This is a genomic window from Thiohalospira halophila DSM 15071, from assembly GCF_900112605.1.
Taxonomy (GTDB): Bacteria; Pseudomonadota; Gammaproteobacteria; order Thiohalospirales; family Thiohalospiraceae; genus Thiohalospira; species Thiohalospira halophila.
The window spans coordinates 16,027-30,397 of record NZ_FOMJ01000004.1 but is presented as its reverse complement, the minus strand read 5'-3'; the positions used below and the strand labels follow the sequence as shown (position 1 = coordinate 30,397).

Sequence of the window (14,371 nt, the reverse complement as noted above, 5' to 3'; positions counted from 1 at the left end):
GCCGCCAACGGGGTTCGCGGTCCCGGGCGGACCGGTCTAGACTGGGGTCGACCTTCAGCCAAGGACCGGAAGCCCCATGGGACCCCACTACCTCGACCGCCTCTTCAAGCCCAACGCCATCGCCGTCTTCGGCGCCAGCGAGCGCCCCGGCTCCCTGGGGGAGCGGGTCTTCCGCAACCTCATCGAGGGCGGTTTCGAGGGCGACCTCTATCCCATCAATCCCAAACGGGAGACGGTGCAGGAGCGCACCGCCTATCCCGACCTCGACGGCATCCACGAGACCGTGGATATGGCCGTGGTGGCCACCCCGGCGGCCTCGGTGCCGGCGATCATCCGCCACTGCGGCGAGAACGGGGTCCGTGTCGCGGTGGTCCTCTCCGCCGGCTTCGGCGAGGGTGATGGTCGCGGGCGCGACCTCCAGGAGGACCTGGAGGAGGAGGCGCGCCGTTACGGGGTGCGCATCGTCGGCCCAAACTGCCTCGGCGTCATGCGCCCCTGCCTGGGGCTGAACGCCACCTTCTCCATGAACATCGGCCTGGAGGGGGACCTGGCCCTGGTCTCCCAGTCCGGCGCGCTGTGCACCGCCATCCTGGACTGGGCGGAGGCGCGCGGGGTGGGCTTCTCCGCCATGGTCTCGGTGGGGGATGCCGTGGATGTCGGCTTCGGCGACCTCCTGGACTTCCTCGCCCTGGATCCCAAGACGCGGAGCATCCTCCTCTACGTGGAGGGGGTACAGGATTCCCGGCGTTTCCTCTCCGGCCTGCGCGCCGCGGCGCGCATGAAGCCGGTGATCGTGGTCAAGGCGGGCCGCCACGAGGCCGGCTCCCGCGCGGCCGTCTCCCATACCGGCGCCCTGGTGGGGGGCGACGACGTCTTCGACGCCGCCCTGCGCCGGGCGGGCGCGGTGCGCGCCGAGACCATCGACGAGCTCTTCTCCGCCGCCCAGATCCTCTCCAGCGGTTACCGCGCCCGCGGGACCCGGCTGGGGATCCTCACCAACGGCGGCGGCCCCGGGGTCATGGCCACCGACCGCGCCTCGGAACTCGGCCTGGAGCTGCCGCCGCCGGCGGAGAAGACCGCTACCGCGCTGGACGAGCAGCTCCCCGGCCACTGGTCCCACGGCAATCCCGTGGACATCCTCGGGGATGCCAGCGGCGAGCGCTATGCCGCCGCGGTGGAGAGCTACCTCGCCGATCCCGATATCGACGGCCTGCTGGTGATGCTGACCCCCCAGGCCATGACCGAGCCCCTGGCCTCGGCCCGGGCCGTCACCGCCGCCGCCGAGGCCAACCGGCGGAAGCCGGTCCTCGCCTGCTGGATGGGCGAGGCCCACGTCCAGCCGGCCTGGGAGCACTTTGCCGAACACCAGGTTCCCTACTTCCCCACGCCGGAGGCCTCGGTCCAGGGCTTCGCCTACCTGGCCCACTACCACCGCAACCAGGAGCTGTTGCTCCAGGTGCCGGAGCCGGCCAGCCGGGAGGATGCCCCCGATGCCGAGGGGGCGCGGCTCATCATCGAGGGGGCCCTGGCCGAGGGGCGGCGGACCCTGGGGATCACCGAGTCCAAGGCCATCCTGCGCGCCTTCGGGATCCCGGTGCAGTCCACCACCCTGGCGCGCAGCGCCAACGAGGCGCTCATCACCGCAGAGAGCGTCGGCTTCCCGGTGGCCATGAAGATCGCCTCCGCCGGGATCACCCACAAGTCCGACGTCGGAGGGGTGCGGCTGAACATCGATAGTGCCGCTGCGGTGCGCAGCGCCTACAACGAGATGACCGCCGAGGCGGCCCGACGGGTGCCGGAGGCGCGCATCGACGGTGTCACCATCGAGCCCATGTTCGCCCGGCGCAACGGCCGCGAACTCATGATCGGTGTGATCCGCGACCCCGTCTTCGGCCCCGTGATCAGCTTCGGCGCCGGCGGCACCGCCGTGGAGATCCACCGCGACCGGGCCGTGGCCCTGCCGCCCCTGAACGGCTACATCATCCGGGACCTCATCGAGCGGACCCGGGCGCGGCGGATGCTGGACGAGTTCCGCGACCGGCCCCCGGTGGACCGGGCGGCCCTGGAGCACGCTCTGGGCCGGATCTCCGAGCTGGTCTGCGAGCTGCCCTGGGTGCGGGAGATGGACATCAACCCCCTCATCGCCGACGAGGAGGGGGTCATCGCGGTGGATGCGCGGATCGTGGTGGAGCACCCGGCCCCCGCGCTCACGCCCTACGGCCACATGGCCATCCACCCCTATCCCGGGGAGCTCACCGAGCACTGGCAGCTCCCTGACGGGACCGACGTCACCATCCGCCCCATCCGGCCGGAGGATGCCGAGATGGAGCAGGCCTTCGTCCACAACCTCTCGGAGCAGTCGCGCTACTTCCGGTTCATGGAGACCCTGCAGGAGCTCTCCCCGGAGATGCTGGTCCGCTTTACCCAGATCGATTACGACCGCGAGATGGCCTTTGTCGCCGTCACCGACGACGGCCAGGGGGGTGAGCTGGAGCTGGGGGTCACCCGGTACGCCCTGGGCCCCGACGGGGATACCGGGGAGTTCGCCGTGGTGGTCGCCGACGAGTGGCGCCGGCGCGGACTGGGTGCGCGCCTTCTCACCATCCTCATGCAGACCGCCCGGGCCCGCGGCCTGCGGGCCCTGGAGGGGGAGGTGCTATCCGCCAATACCGGCATGCTGGGGCTGGCCCGCAGCCTGGGCTTCACCGTGCGCAATACCGACGACCCGGAACTCAAACGGGTGACCCGCCTCCTCGGCGGCAGCCACTAGCGGCTCCGCGCCCCGGGCCGTCAGCCCGGGAGTACCGCCAGGAGACCCGCGGCGATCCCGGCGCCGATGGCCGCCCCGGCGAGGACGTCACTGGGGTAGTGAAGACCCAGGACGACCCGGGAGGCGGCGACGAGGCCGGCGAAGGGCCAGACCACCCAGCCCAGATCCGGGAAGTGAGCGCTTGCTGTCCACGAAAAGGCCACCGCATGGAGGGTATGGCCGGAGGGGAAGCTGAAGCGGTCCAGCGGTGCCGTCCCCAGACGGATCTGCGGATGGCGGTGGCAGGGGCGAACCCGGACCAGGCGCGGCTTTACCGCCTTGTAGACCAGCAGGCAGACCACGGCCACGGCTGCCATGTGCAGACTGGCCACGACCCCGGCCCGTCCGGCCAGGGGCAGCGCGGCCATGAGGGTGTACCAGGCAATGCCGTCCCCGGCGCGGCTGATGGCGGCGAAGAAACGGCGCACGACATCCGCCGCGCAGGCGCGATTGATACTGGCGCAGAGCCATTCCTCCCGGGCATCCATGCGCCGGAACCAGGGGTGGACCTTCAGTTCACTCATGCCGCCCTTCCGTCGCTACTGTTGATGGCCGCCCCGAGGCGGACCTCGAATTCCTCGATAACGGCCTCCCAGCCGATCCCCTGCGCCGTCTCGCGCGCGGCCTGGCCCATCCGGGCCCGCGCCCCGGGGTCGGCGGCCAGCTCGGCCGCCGCCGTGTTGAAACCGGTATCGTCCTCCGGTTCGACCAGCCGTCCGTTGACCCCGTCGCGCAGGTAGCGGCCCGCGGCTGCCCGGTTGAAGGCGACCACGGCCAGGCCGGAGGCCATGGCCTCGGTGACGACGTTGCCGAAGGTCTCGGTCCGGCTGGGGAAGACGAAGAGATCGCCGCTGGCATAGTGGCGCGCCAGGTCGCCACCGGTTCGTGGCCCGGTGAGGATGAGCTCCGGCAGTGCCGTCGCGAGCCGCTCGGTGGCCGGCCCGTTCCCGACCACCACCAGAGCGCACTCCGGCACCCGCTGGCGGATGGCCCGGAAGGCGCTGATGAGCCCCTCGATATTCTTTTCCGGCGCAATCCGGCCGACATGGAGCGCCACCGGCGTCTCCGGCCCCGCCCCCCACTCGGCTCGCAGCGCCTGGCTGCGCCGACGGGGGTCGAAGAGCTCGGTATCCACGCCTCGCCCCAGCAGGGCCAGCCGCTGGAAGCCGCGCTGGATGAGCCGCTCGCGGCCCTCAGCCGAGGGGACCAGCGTGGTGGTCGCCCGGTTGTGGAAGCGTCGGAGGTAGGCCTCCACGGGGCGGCGCAGCAGCCCCATGTGGTAATGGCCGCTGTAGGCATCGAAATTGGTGTGGAAGCCGGCGACCACCGGGATCCCCAGGCGCCGCGCCTGGCGCAGCGCGCTGTGGCCCAGGGGCCCCTCGGTGGCGATATAGATGACATCCGGGCGCGCCTCGGCCCACCGCCGTCGCAGTTCCCGTCCGGCGGGCAGCCCCAGCCGGACCCCGGGGTAGCCCGGCAGGCCCATCCCCGGGACCAGCAGCTCGGCCGGCCCGTGGCTGTCTGTGCCCCCCTGGTGGCGGGGCCGAACGACCCCCACCCGGTGCCCCCGGGCGCGCAGGCCGTTCACCAGGGTCTCCAGGGTCCGGGCAACGCCATTAATCTCGGGGGCCCAGGTCTCGGTGATGAGTTCCACCCGGAGGCTGTGCGCGACTTCGGTCATGGCGCCAGTCTCGGCCCGAATCGTGACGCCGGGATGACGACGGGGTTACCACCGAGTGACGCTGCCGCTTGAAGCGGGGCCGTGACGGCCGCATCCTTGGAGTAGGGGGCCGCGGCTCGTGGCCCACCCGAGACCCCTAAAAGGAAGGAGGCACCCTATGTCCATGGTCTGGGTACTTGTCGCCGATGCATCCCGCGCCCGCGTTTTTGCCGCCGAGAACCGGGTTGCCGGTGAGCTCGAGGAGGTCACCGACCACCTCCACCCGGAGTCCCGCCTGCACAATCGGGATCTGGTGAGTGACCGGCCCGGCCGGGCCGCGGATCGCAGTACCGAGGCCCGCAGTTCCGTCGAGGAGGAGGGTGCGCCCAAGGATCACGAGGCCGCGAACTTCGCCCGGGAGCTGGCGGGGATGCTGGCCGAGGCGGCCGGGAAGGGGCGGTTCGAGCACCTGGTCCTGTGCGCGCCGCCCACCTTCATGGGCGAGCTGCGGGACAAGCTGGATGCATCGGTGCGCCAGCGGGTCTCCCTGGAGGTGACCAAGGACCTGACGCGCTCCCATCGCGGCGCCGATGTCCGGACACACCTGCCCGACTACCTCTATTGAGGCAGACATCATCGGACGATTTCGGCGGTGATTCCGGAGGAACCCCGAAGGGTCGGCGGCGCGGAGGCGATGGATCCGCACCGCCGTGAAGGCTGGTGGCCGGGGACAGAGTCGAACTGCCGACACCGCGATTTTCAGTCGCGTGCTCTACCAGCTGAGCTACCCGGCCATGAAGGCGAGTATTTAACCGGCTCGGGCCGTTTGCGTCAATCCCCGCAGGGCGCTGTGCCCGCCCGAACCGGTGTCTCCCCTACTGTTCCGGGGGGACGTACCCCTCCGGCGTGGCCGACCCCTCGCCGAAGAAGAACTTCTCCATCTCCTTCTCCAGGAACTGCCGATGCTTGGGATCCACCGGGGAGAGGCGATTCTCGTTGATAAGCATGGTCTGGTGCGACAGCCACTCCTGCCACGCCTCCTTGGAGACATTCTCGTAGAGCCGCTGTCCCATCTCGCCGGGGTAGGGCGGGCGGTCCAGCCCCTCCGCCTCGCGGCCCAGCCGCACGCAATGCACCATTCGGGTCATGTCTCCACCTCGTTGTCTGTCTCGATTCGCGCCAGCAGCGTCGCCACCGGTGCGGGTACGCCGGGGCGCTCCATGGTGGCGACGTTATACCAGATGCCTTCCTCCCCATCCATGACGCCGCCGGCAGGGGAATTCAACCCCGCGGACTCCTGCAGGCGCGCCGGAACCGGGTTGATGGTGAGGTCGAAGTGGGAAAAGGCGTGCTCCAGCGGCTCCCAGGGGGGCTCGGGTCGGACGGTCAATCCCAGGGCGCGGGCGGCCTCCTCTTCGGCCCCCGGCTCCGCCTCCGGCAGGGACCAGAGCCCGCCCCAGATCCCGGTGGGCGGGCGGCGGGTGAGCAGGACCCGCCCGGCGCCGTCGCGGATGAGCAGCATGGTGGTCTCACGCCGACGCCGCTGTTCACGCCCGGTGCGCGGGCGGCCGTGGGGCAGCTCGGCGGTGCGCCCCTCCGCCCGGGCGTGGCAGTCCCCCGCGAAGGGGCAGTCGTCGCAGGCGGGCCGGGCGCGGGTGCAGAGGGTGGCCCCCAGGTCCATGATGGCCTGGGTATAGTCCGCCGCCCGGTAATCCGGGGTGTGGGCCTCGGCGAGCTGCCACAGCTGGCGCGCCGTGGCGGTGGCGTTGGGCCACCCCTCCACCGCGTACAGGCGCGCCAGCACCCGTTTGACGTTGCCGTCCAGGATCGCCGCCGGCCGGTCGAAGGCCTGGGCGGCGATGGCGTTGGCGGTGGAGGGGCCGATCCCCGGCAGGGCGGCGAGCTGCTCCGGCTCCCGGGGGAAGCGACCGCCGTACTGGTCGCGGATCACCCGGGCGGCGGCGTGGAGGTTGCGGGCACGGGCGTAGTAGCCCAGTCCCGCCCAGCGCTCCAGCACCGCCGCCTGATCGGCGTCGGCCAGGCTGGTCACGTCGGGGAAGGCGGCCATGAAGGCCTCGAAGTAGGGGATCACCGTCGCCACCCGGGTCTGCTGGAGCATCACCTCGGCCACCCAGACCCGGTAAGCGGTGCGCGGGTGCTGCCACGGCAGGTCGTGGCGACCGTGCTCGTCGAACCAGGCCAGAAGCCGTCGGGCGAAGTCCGGCACGCGATCGCTGATCCTCTCCCCGGTCATGGCTAGAAGCCCAGGAGATCGCGCGCCCGGTCCTCGAGCTCCTGCTTTTCCTGCTCCAGCCGTTCCTCGGCCTCCTCCATGCGCTGGTCGGCCTTCTCCCGGGCCTCCCGTTCCGTCTCCTCCTGCAACTGCTTCTCGGCCTCTTCCAGCCGCTTCTCGGCGCGTTCGCGCTCCTCCTGCAGGCGCTGTTCGGCGCGCTCCTTCTCCCGTTCCAGGGCCTTGCGTGCCTCCTCGGCCGCCTTCTGTCGCAGGGCCGCGGCCAGCTCCACGTCGACCTCCGGGGCGCCCAGGTAGCCGCCCAGGTGGACGGGGACGGCGAGGTCGGTGAGATCGTCCAGCGGTTTGCCGTCCTGGCCCTCCAGCGTCTTCACCACGGCCGCGCGGATGCGGTAATCCAGCGCCTCGGAGACCAGGTCGAGGCTGCCGGCGCCGCTCACCCGCAGGCCGGGGGATTGGAGGGCCAGGTCGTCGTTGCGCGCCACGCCCTGGTCCACCTGGATGGTGGCGGTGAGGGCGGTGAAATCCGTCTGGCTGGGGCGGTGCTCCGGCGGCTCCCGATCCTGGAGCCGGGCGAAGGCGCGGCCCAGCCACTCGGCGAGATTCACGCCCTGGATGGCGCCATCCTGGAAGCGGAGGTTGATCTCCCCATCAAGGTCGCGGCGCAGCTCGCGGAAGGTCGCGCCCCGGCCGGCCAGATCCAGGGAGAGGTCGGTGCGCCCGCTGACGCGGGATTCGTCCATGAGGTCCTCGAGCAGCGGCCCCGCCTGGAAGCCCTCCAGCCGGGTGGCAAGCTCCACGCCCAGGGCGTCGCCGCGACCGTCCAGGGTGGCGCGGGTGGCGAGGGTGCCCCGGTAGAGCCGGGCGGCGAGGGGGTCGATGGTGACCCGGCCGGCGTCGGCGGTGACCCCCAGCTCGATGGCCTCCACCAGCAGGCCGGCGGCCCGCAGCTCGCCGATCCGGAGCTCGCCCTCGGCGTCCACCAGCCGCAATGGCTCCACGGGCAGGGGGAAGTCGGGGATGACGCGCGGCGGGGGTCCGTCGGCCCGGCCCCCATCCCCGGTGTCCGCTCCGCCGCTCCCGTCTCCGGACCCGGTTGCCGGCGCCTCCCCCTCCGGAGCGGGGGGGAGGTAGCGGTCCAGGTCCATCCGATCCAGGTCGAGGTCGAAGCGGATATCCGGTCGCGGCTCCAGGGACGCCAGGCCGGCGGAGCCGCTAAGGACGGAGTCGTCCACGGTGAGCGCCAGGTCGTCGGCGAAGAAGCGGTCCAGGCCGCCCCGGAAGTCCAGCTCCAGGGCGATCCGCTCGAGGACCTCTTCGTCGGCGGTCTCCGGCAGGGCGATGCCCAGCTGCCGCGAAATGACGCGGGGATTGGCCCCCTTCAGCTCCAGGCCACCGCCGTAGGCCGGCTCCCCGAGGATGGATTCCGCGCGGAGATTGCCGGTGAGTTCGGCCCCCAGCGCCGTGAGGCGGAGGTTGCCCAGACTGGCCGTCTGCTGGCCCAGGTCGAAGCCGAAGTCGGTCCCCAGCCCGGCCCCGGCCAGGGCCGCGGTATCGATGCCCGGCTGCGCGGGCAGGAGGCCCATCAGGTCCGCCGGGTTGCGCAGCTCGTAGTCCAGCTGCCCCTCGCCGCGCGGGTCGCCGGTGAGGGCCTGGATGTCGGCATCCAGCCCGATCCGGGAGCCGGCGGCATGGAGGACCAGGCCGCGGGTCTGCAGGAGATCCTCGGCGAGGTCGGCGCGCAGGCGCCGCAGCTCCAGCTTGGCGCTCTGTTCCTGGCCGGGCACGGCCGCGCCGCGGGCATCCAGGTGGAGAGTGAGGTCTCGGACGCTCACCCGGGGGATGGCCAGCTCCGGCGTGATCGTGGCATCCAGGCGTACATCGGCGGAGACCGCCGGCTGGCTGGCACTGACCACGGCGCGCAGGGCCAGGGGTACCGGCTGTCCGCCGGCCAGGGAACCCAGGCGGATATTGGTCTCCCGCAGCCGGTATTCGGTGCCCGCCGCCCGATCCTCGAAGGTCACCCGGGCATCGCTGACCTCCAGTCCGCCCAGTGCCAGCGCGGCCAGGGGATCCCCGGTCGCTTCGGGGGTCGCCTCGGGCTTCGCTTCGGAAGTGCCCTCCGGCGGGGCCGGTTCCGCCTCGGCTTCCGGGCCGCTTTCCGGTCCCTCGGCGGGCGCGCCGGCCAGGTCGTCCCAGTTGGTGGTCCCGTCCGCGGCCTGCGCGAGGTTCAGGCGCAGCCCGTCCAGGACCAGGGTGTCCACCTCGGCCCGCCCGCGGAAGAGGGGCAGCACCCGGACCTGGACCTGGGCGCGCCGGATGCGGGCGAAGGGTTCGGGGCCGAAGCCCTCGGCGTTCCCCAGCTCCACCGCGCCGATCTCCACCCCCAGCCAGGGGAAGTAGGAGAGGCCGATGCTGCCCTCGATGGTCAGTTCCCGCCCGGTAGCCTCCTTCGCCGCTGCCTCGATCTGCTCGCGGTAGTCGTCCGGGTCAATGACCAGGGGCAGGATCACCGCGGCGGCGATGAGCAGCGCGACCAGGGCGGCGAGCCCGATGAGGAGGTAGCGGAGGAGCTTGCGCATGGGGTGTTCCTGTTGGCGTTTTGGATTCGCGGTTCGGGATTCGTAGAATAGGCGCTGTGAGCCGGATCATCACGATCCGCCCTCCCACAATCAAGCGACAGGGATGTCCATGACCGTCAAGCTGTTCGAAGCGGGCGAGCACCGCTGTATCGCCTTCGAGGACCTGGTCCGTTGTGACGACCGGGTCAGCGGCCCCAGCGAGAGCTGCGATTCCGTCCAGGCCAACCAGTTCCTGGTGGTGGACAACGGCCGGGCGGCCCTCATCGCCCCCGGGGGCACCCTCCCCTACAACCGCCTGTTCATGGAGGTGAGCCAGCACTTCTTCGTGAAGCACCTGGACTACGTCATCGCCTCCCACCAGGACCCGGACATCGTCGCCTCCCTGAACAAGTGGATGGTGGCCACGGATGCCCAGGTCATCGTCCCCGCCATCTGGGCGCGCTTCATCCCCCACTTCGCCAATCCCGGGCGGACCGAGGGGCGGCTCATACCCATTCCCGACGGCGGCATGGACATCCGGCTGGGGGAGTCGGTTCTCAAGGCGCTACCGGCGCACTTCCTCCACAGCGAGGGTAACTTCCACTTCTACGATCCCGTAAGCCGCATCCTCTTCTCCGGCGACGTGGGGGCCGCCATGGTGGACCCCGAGGACCTGGCCGAGCCGGTGAGCGACTTCGAGGCCCACCGCCAGTACATGGAGCCCTTCCACCGGCGCTACATGAACAGCAATCGCGCCTGTCGCTTCTGGGTGAACATGGTGCGGGGGCTGGACGTGGAGGCCATCGTGCCGCAGCACGGGCCGCACTTCCGCGGGCGGAAGATGGTCAACCGCTTCCTGGACTGGTTCGAGGAGCTGGAGTGCGGCGTGGACCTGATGACCCAGGCGGATTATCAGGTCCCGTAGCGCGGGGGGGGATAATCTGGAGCGGGTGATGGGAATCGAACCCACGTCGCCAGAATGGGAATCTGGAGCTCTACCATTGAGCTACACCCGCTTGAAGCCCGTATTCTCCCGCTACCCGTGAGCGGTGTCAAAGCGGCTCGTCGTTGCCCGGGAGGTCTTCCAGATCCATCTCGGGCTGGTCGTGGTCATCCTCTGGCGCCTCGGTGTCGGCGGCGCGGGGCATGCTCCCGCCGAAGCAGGCGGCGATGCGGGCGCCGTAGGCCTCCAGCACGGCCTGGCGGCGGACCTTGAAGGTGGGCGTGAGCATGCCGTTCTCCACCGTCCATTCATCCTCGGTGAGCACGACCACCTCCTCCACCGGGACCGTCCGCTCCATACCCATCAAGTGGCCGTTGATCCGGCGCAGGGTCCACTCCCGGCGCGCCTCCTCCCCCTCGCCCTGCATCTCCGCCTGGGAGACGCTGCCGTAGAGGTGGGTGTCCACCACCACGATGGCCATGGCGTGGTCCATGCCGTGGCCGAAGACCACGGCGTGGAGGAAGACCGGGTCGGTAACGATGGCCATCTCCATGAGTTCCGGGAAGCCCTCGCGGCCGTCCCGGAGCTGCAGGGGATTGTCGCGCCGATGGCGCATATGGAGATGGTTCTCGCTGAACTCGAAGATGTCTCCGGTCTGGAGCCACTCCCCGCTCCAGGGCTCAATATCGGCGGAGGCCCCGGTGTATCCGTCCATCACGCTGTCTCCCCAGACGGTCAGTTCGCCGCTGGAGGTGAGCTTGAGGTGATAGGTGAACAGTCCTCCCCCCACGGAGTCCGGGTCGTTGTCGCCCACCTCGTTCACGGCCACCAGGCCGCCGGCCTCGGTGATGTGGTAGCCCTGGAGTGGCTGGATCCCGATACCGACGAACTGGCGCGCCAGGGGCTCGGGCAGCGGCGTCCCGCTGACCAGGACCCGTCGCAGCCGCCGGCCGAAGATCTTTGGCCGGAGATTGCGCAGCGCCATCTTCTTGAAGAAGGGGGAGAGCAGGGCCAGGAGGCTGAAGGGGCGGCGCTTGTTCTCCACCTCGAAGTTGGCCCAGCCGGCCAGGATCCCGGCGCGATAGAGGAAGCGATCCATGGTGGAGGCCTCGCGGATGGTGCGCTCCAGCTCCCGGTTGAGCATGTTCAGCACCTGGGGCTCGCTGACCATCATGGTGGGCACCACCCGGGTCACGTCCCGCGGGAGGCTGCGGATCCCGCGGGAGAAGGCGACGATGGCGCCGGCCAGCATGGGGACGTAGACCCCGCAGATGCGCTCCAGGATGCTGGCCAGGGGCAGGTGGGAGAGGAACTGGTCGGAGCGGCGGACTCCCATCTTGCGCGCGGCATCCCGGGCATTGGTCAGCAGGCTCACGTGGTTGAGTATCACGCCCTTGGGCCGGCCGCTGGTCCCGGGGGTGTAGACGATGGTCGCCGGCGCCCGGGGATCGCCCCAGCGCTCCACCAGCGGTCCCGCCTCGGCCGGAAGCCAGTAGCGCGCGGCGAACAGGCGACGGTCGGCGGAGTCGATGATCGCCTCGCCGCTCTCGCTCTCCCGCGGATGGAGGATGAGGACCCGTTCCAGATCACCGAGCTGGTCCCGGACCGGGTCCAGGGCCTCCCAGACCGACTCCTCGTCGAGGACGACCAGGCGGACCCCGGCGTCGCGCAGGATGAAGGCCACGTTCTCCGGGGTGTCGTGGAGATAGATGGGGACCACCACCAGCTCCAGGGCCATGGCGGCCTGCTCGGCGATGATCCACTCCTTGCAGTTGCGCGCCATGATGGCGACGCGATCCCCCGGGTCCAGCCCCTCACGGCTGAATCCGGACTTCCAGCGGGTCACCTCCAGGCCCAGTCCGGCCCAGGAGAAGCTGCGCCACTGCCGGATCTGCCGGTCGTACTCCTTGAAGGCGACATCCGAGGGCGCCTTCTTTACCCAGTTGAAGAAGAGGCCGTCCAGGGTGCGGGTAGCCTCCGCCTTGACTACTACCGGTTCCTCTTCGCCGGGGGAGGCCTGAACCTTCTTTTTCGCCATGGTCTGCCCTGCATCCTGCCTGGCTGCCCTTTATAGCAGGATCGGCCCGGGGCCGGATAGCTGGCGGCTGGTCCCGAACGGACCAGACCTGCCGGCGGTCGGCCCGTTTCTTTCCATTCCCCGGTGGATGACCGGTTTCCCGGCCCCGCCGGGCCTGGTGTAGAATCGGTACATCATCCCACCCGGTGGACGAGAGCCATGGAGATCACCGTCAACGGCGAGGCGCGCGAGGTCGAGCCCGGCACCACCGTCGGCCAGCTCATCGAGGTGATGGGGCTGGCGGACCGGCGGCTGGCGGTGGAGGTCAACCGCGAGATCGTCCCGCGCTCCGCCTGTCCCGGCCACGAACTCGAGGCCGGTGACCGGGTGGAGATCGTCCACGCCATCGGCGGCGGCGCCGCCCGCCCCGGAGAGTCCGCATGACCGCAGATCGCGCCGACCACCCCCTGGCCATCGCCGGCCGCGAGTTCAGCTCGCGCCTGCTTACCGGCACCGGCAAGTATGCCGACCTGGAGCAGACCCGCCGCGCCACCGAGGCGGCGGGGGCGGAGATCGTCACCGTCGCCATCCGCCGCTCCAACATCGGCCAGAAGCCGGACGAGCCGAGCCTGCTGGAGGTGCTGCCGCCGGACCGTTACACCCTGCTGCCCAACACCGCCGGCTGCTACTCCGCCGAGGATGCCGTGCGTACCTGCCGGCTGGCGCGGGAGCTGCTGGACGGCCACACCCTGGTCAAGCTGGAGGTCCTGGGCGACGAGCGCACCCTCTATCCCGACATCCCCGAGACCATCCGCGCCGCCGAGCAGCTCATCGACGAGGGCTTCGAGGTCATGGTCTACACCACCGACGACCCGGTGATGGCGCGGCGGTTCGAGGAGATGGGCTGCGTGGCCGTGATGCCGCTGGCCGCCCCCATCGGCTCCGGCCTGGGGATCCAGAACCGGTACAACATCCACGCCATCGTCGAGGGCGCCAGCGTGCCGGTGCTCGTGGATGCCGGCGTGGGCACCGCCTCCGATGCGGCCGTGGCCATGGAGCTCGGCTGCGACGGCGTGCTCATGAACTCCGCCATCGCCGGGGCCAGCGATCCCGTCCTCATGGCCTCGGCCATGCGCAAGGCGGTGGAGGCCGGTCGCGAGGCCTTCCGCGCCGGGCGGATCCCGCGCAAGGCCTACGGCTCCGCCTCCTCGCCCATCGACGGCACCTTCTTCTAGATGACGGGCGAGGGGCAGGGCGGTGAACACCACCGCCCGGTGCGCAGCTTCGTTCGCCGCCAGGGCCGGCTGACCCGCGGCCAGCGTCGTGCCCTGGACCGCCTGGGCCCCGACTGGGTCCTGGCCCTGCCCGATTCGCCCCTGGATCTGGACGCCCTCTTCGGCCGGCAGGCCCCGCGGGTGCTGGATATCGGCTTCGGCATGGGGGAGGCGCTGGCGGAGCAGGCGGCGGCCCACCCCGAGCGCGACTACCTGGGCGTGGAGGTCTATCCCCCCGGCGTGGGGCGCATGCTCCAGTCCATCCAGGAGCAGGGGCTCACCAACGTCCGGCTGCTCAACGAGGATGTCATGGAGGTCCTGGACCGGGCGCTGGCCCCGGCCAGCCTGGACTACGTCCACCTCTACTTCCCCGATCCCTGGCCCAAGAAGCGCCACCACAAGCGCCGGCTCGTGCAGCCGCCCTTCCCGGAGAAGGTCGCCCGGGCGCTGCGCCCCGGCGGTCGCCTGCACCTGGCCACCGACTGGGCCCCCTACGCCGAGTGGATGGTGGAGGTCATGGAGGCCGAGCCGGCCTTCGCCAACGAGACCGGCCCCGGCGCCTTCGCCGAGCGCCCCGGGGACCGGCCGCTCACCCGCTTCGAGCAGCGCGGTGAGCGGCTGGGCCACGAGGTCTTCGACCTGCTCTACCGGCGGGCCGGGTAGCTCGGGCCCCCACCAGACCGGCCTGTTCTCGAGGTTACGGACTGGCGCTTCGCGCCATCCGGAACGACGCGGATTCGTTGTCGTTCCCGCGCAGGCGGGAACCTCGAGGACCTTGCCACCCGCGCCCGAACCACCTCTGCTGCCCACCGACTCGCCCCGAGCCGACAGCATCGGTACACTGCCCCCATGTTTC

Annotated in this window: 12 protein-coding genes and 2 tRNA genes; 6 read left to right on the top strand and 8 right to left on the bottom strand. The window is 70.8% G+C overall.

Annotation, left to right across the window (positions count from 1 at the left end; genetic code table 11):
- Positions 1 to 76: 76 nt before the first annotated feature.
- Positions 77 to 2,770 carry a bifunctional acetate--CoA ligase family protein/GNAT family N-acetyltransferase gene (locus BM272_RS06915; RefSeq protein WP_093428043.1) on the top strand — a complete coding sequence of 898 codons (2,694 nt, stop codon included), beginning with the start codon at positions 77 to 79 and terminating at the stop codon, positions 2,768 to 2,770.
- 20 nt (positions 2,771 to 2,790) lie between these two features.
- Here the strand turns inward: BM272_RS06915 and BM272_RS06910 are convergent, their stop codons facing one another.
- Both BM272_RS06910 and BM272_RS06905 read right to left on the bottom strand, forming a co-directional pair.
- Positions 2,791 to 3,333: a phosphatase PAP2 family protein gene (locus BM272_RS06910; RefSeq protein ID WP_240308055.1), complete on the bottom strand. Its 543-nt coding sequence runs from the start codon at positions 3,331 to 3,333 to the stop codon at positions 2,791 to 2,793.
- A complete protein-coding gene (locus tag BM272_RS06905) occupies positions 3,330 to 4,490 on the bottom strand; it encodes a glycosyltransferase family 4 protein (RefSeq protein WP_093428042.1) in 1,161 nt (386 codons plus the stop codon). The genes BM272_RS06910 and BM272_RS06905 overlap by 4 nt, the downstream gene beginning before the upstream one ends.
- A gap of 157 nt (positions 4,491 to 4,647) precedes the next feature.
- Here BM272_RS06905 and BM272_RS06900 point away from each other — a divergent pair, with 157 nt between their 5' ends.
- A complete protein-coding gene (locus BM272_RS06900; protein WP_093428041.1) occupies positions 4,648 to 5,094 on the top strand; it encodes a host attachment protein in 447 nt (148 codons plus the stop codon).
- Between the two features lie 93 nt (positions 5,095 to 5,187).
- On the opposite strand, the gene BM272_RS06895 is transcribed toward BM272_RS06900, so the two are convergent.
- The 4 genes from BM272_RS06895 to BM272_RS06880 all read right to left on the bottom strand — a co-directional run bounded on the left by BM272_RS06895 (position 5,188) and on the right by BM272_RS06880 (position 9,302).
- A tRNA-Phe gene (locus tag BM272_RS06895) sits at positions 5,188 to 5,263 on the bottom strand.
- Positions 5,264 to 5,344: 81 nt separating this feature from the next.
- Complete coding sequence (locus tag BM272_RS06890; protein ID WP_093428040.1) at positions 5,345 to 5,617, bottom strand: oxidative damage protection protein; 273 nt, start codon at positions 5,615 to 5,617, stop codon at positions 5,345 to 5,347.
- Positions 5,614 to 6,723, bottom strand: coding sequence for an A/G-specific adenine glycosylase (gene mutY, locus BM272_RS06885; RefSeq protein WP_093428039.1), 1,110 nt, complete (start codon positions 6,721 to 6,723; stop codon positions 5,614 to 5,616). Before mutY ends, BM272_RS06890 begins: the two co-directional genes overlap by 4 nt.
- Positions 6,724 to 6,725: 2 nt before the next feature.
- On the bottom strand, positions 6,726 to 9,302 hold the full coding sequence (locus BM272_RS06880) for an AsmA family protein (RefSeq protein ID WP_093428038.1): 2,577 nt from the start codon (positions 9,300 to 9,302) through the stop codon (positions 6,726 to 6,728).
- Positions 9,303 to 9,411: 109 nt separating this feature from the next.
- Here BM272_RS06880 and BM272_RS06875 point away from each other — a divergent pair, with 109 nt between their 5' ends.
- Entirely contained in the window at positions 9,412 to 10,206 is a 795-nt protein-coding gene (locus BM272_RS06875; protein WP_093428037.1) for an oxygen-binding di-iron domain-containing protein, read from the top strand.
- 17 nt (positions 10,207 to 10,223) lie between these two features.
- Here the strand turns inward: BM272_RS06875 and BM272_RS06870 are convergent.
- Together BM272_RS06870 and BM272_RS06865 are read right to left on the bottom strand one after the other, a co-directional pair.
- Positions 10,224 to 10,297, bottom strand: a tRNA-Gly gene (locus tag BM272_RS06870).
- A 36-nt stretch (positions 10,298 to 10,333) separates the two neighbouring features.
- A complete protein-coding gene (locus BM272_RS06865; RefSeq protein WP_093428036.1) occupies positions 10,334 to 12,262 on the bottom strand; it encodes an AMP-dependent synthetase/ligase in 1,929 nt (642 codons plus the stop codon).
- A gap of 198 nt (positions 12,263 to 12,460) precedes the next feature.
- On the opposite strand from BM272_RS06865, the gene thiS reads away from it, so the two are divergent.
- The 3 genes from thiS to trmB are packed head-to-tail and all read left to right on the top strand — an operon-like array spanning position 12,461 to position 14,178.
- Positions 12,461 to 12,685: a sulfur carrier protein ThiS gene (thiS, locus tag BM272_RS06860; protein ID WP_093428035.1), complete on the top strand. Its 225-nt coding sequence runs from the start codon at positions 12,461 to 12,463 to the stop codon at positions 12,683 to 12,685.
- The gene (locus BM272_RS06855) at positions 12,682 to 13,476 is read left to right on the top strand and encodes a thiazole synthase (RefSeq protein WP_093428034.1); all 795 of its coding nucleotides are present in this window, start codon (positions 12,682 to 12,684) and stop codon (positions 13,474 to 13,476) included. The genes thiS and BM272_RS06855 overlap by 4 nt, the downstream gene beginning before the upstream one ends.
- Complete coding sequence (gene trmB / locus BM272_RS06850; RefSeq protein WP_093428033.1) at positions 13,477 to 14,178, top strand: tRNA (guanosine(46)-N7)-methyltransferase TrmB; 702 nt, start codon at positions 13,477 to 13,479, stop codon at positions 14,176 to 14,178. It begins immediately after the preceding gene.
- Positions 14,179 to 14,371: the final 193 nt, after the last annotated feature.

What these genes read in the sequence shown, in the direction of transcription:
- BM272_RS06915 (WP_093428043.1), top strand. Translation starts at nt 77, where the DNA reads ATGGGACCCCACTACCTCGACCGCCTCTTCAAGCCCAACGCCATCGCC.
- BM272_RS06910 (WP_240308055.1), bottom strand. Translation starts at nt 3,333, where the DNA reads ATGAGTGAACTGAAGGTCCACCCCTGGTTCCGGCGCATGGATGCCCGG.
- BM272_RS06905 (WP_093428042.1), bottom strand. Translation starts at nt 4,490, where the DNA reads ATGACCGAAGTCGCGCACAGCCTCCGGGTGGAACTCATCACCGAGACC.
- BM272_RS06900 (WP_093428041.1), top strand. Translation starts at nt 4,648, where the DNA reads ATGTCCATGGTCTGGGTACTTGTCGCCGATGCATCCCGCGCCCGCGTT.
- BM272_RS06890 (WP_093428040.1), bottom strand. Translation starts at nt 5,617, where the DNA reads ATGACCCGAATGGTGCATTGCGTGCGGCTGGGCCGCGAGGCGGAGGGG.
- mutY (WP_093428039.1), bottom strand. Translation starts at nt 6,723, where the DNA reads ATGACCGGGGAGAGGATCAGCGATCGCGTGCCGGACTTCGCCCGACGG.
- BM272_RS06880 (WP_093428038.1), bottom strand. Translation starts at nt 9,302, where the DNA reads ATGCGCAAGCTCCTCCGCTACCTCCTCATCGGGCTCGCCGCCCTGGTC.
- BM272_RS06875 (WP_093428037.1), top strand. Translation starts at nt 9,412, where the DNA reads ATGACCGTCAAGCTGTTCGAAGCGGGCGAGCACCGCTGTATCGCCTTC.
- BM272_RS06865 (WP_093428036.1), bottom strand. Translation starts at nt 12,262, where the DNA reads ATGGCGAAAAAGAAGGTTCAGGCCTCCCCCGGCGAAGAGGAACCGGTA.
- thiS (WP_093428035.1), top strand. Translation starts at nt 12,461, where the DNA reads ATGGAGATCACCGTCAACGGCGAGGCGCGCGAGGTCGAGCCCGGCACC.
- BM272_RS06855 (WP_093428034.1), top strand. Translation starts at nt 12,682, where the DNA reads ATGACCGCAGATCGCGCCGACCACCCCCTGGCCATCGCCGGCCGCGAG.
- trmB (WP_093428033.1), top strand. Translation starts at nt 13,477, where the DNA reads ATGACGGGCGAGGGGCAGGGCGGTGAACACCACCGCCCGGTGCGCAGC.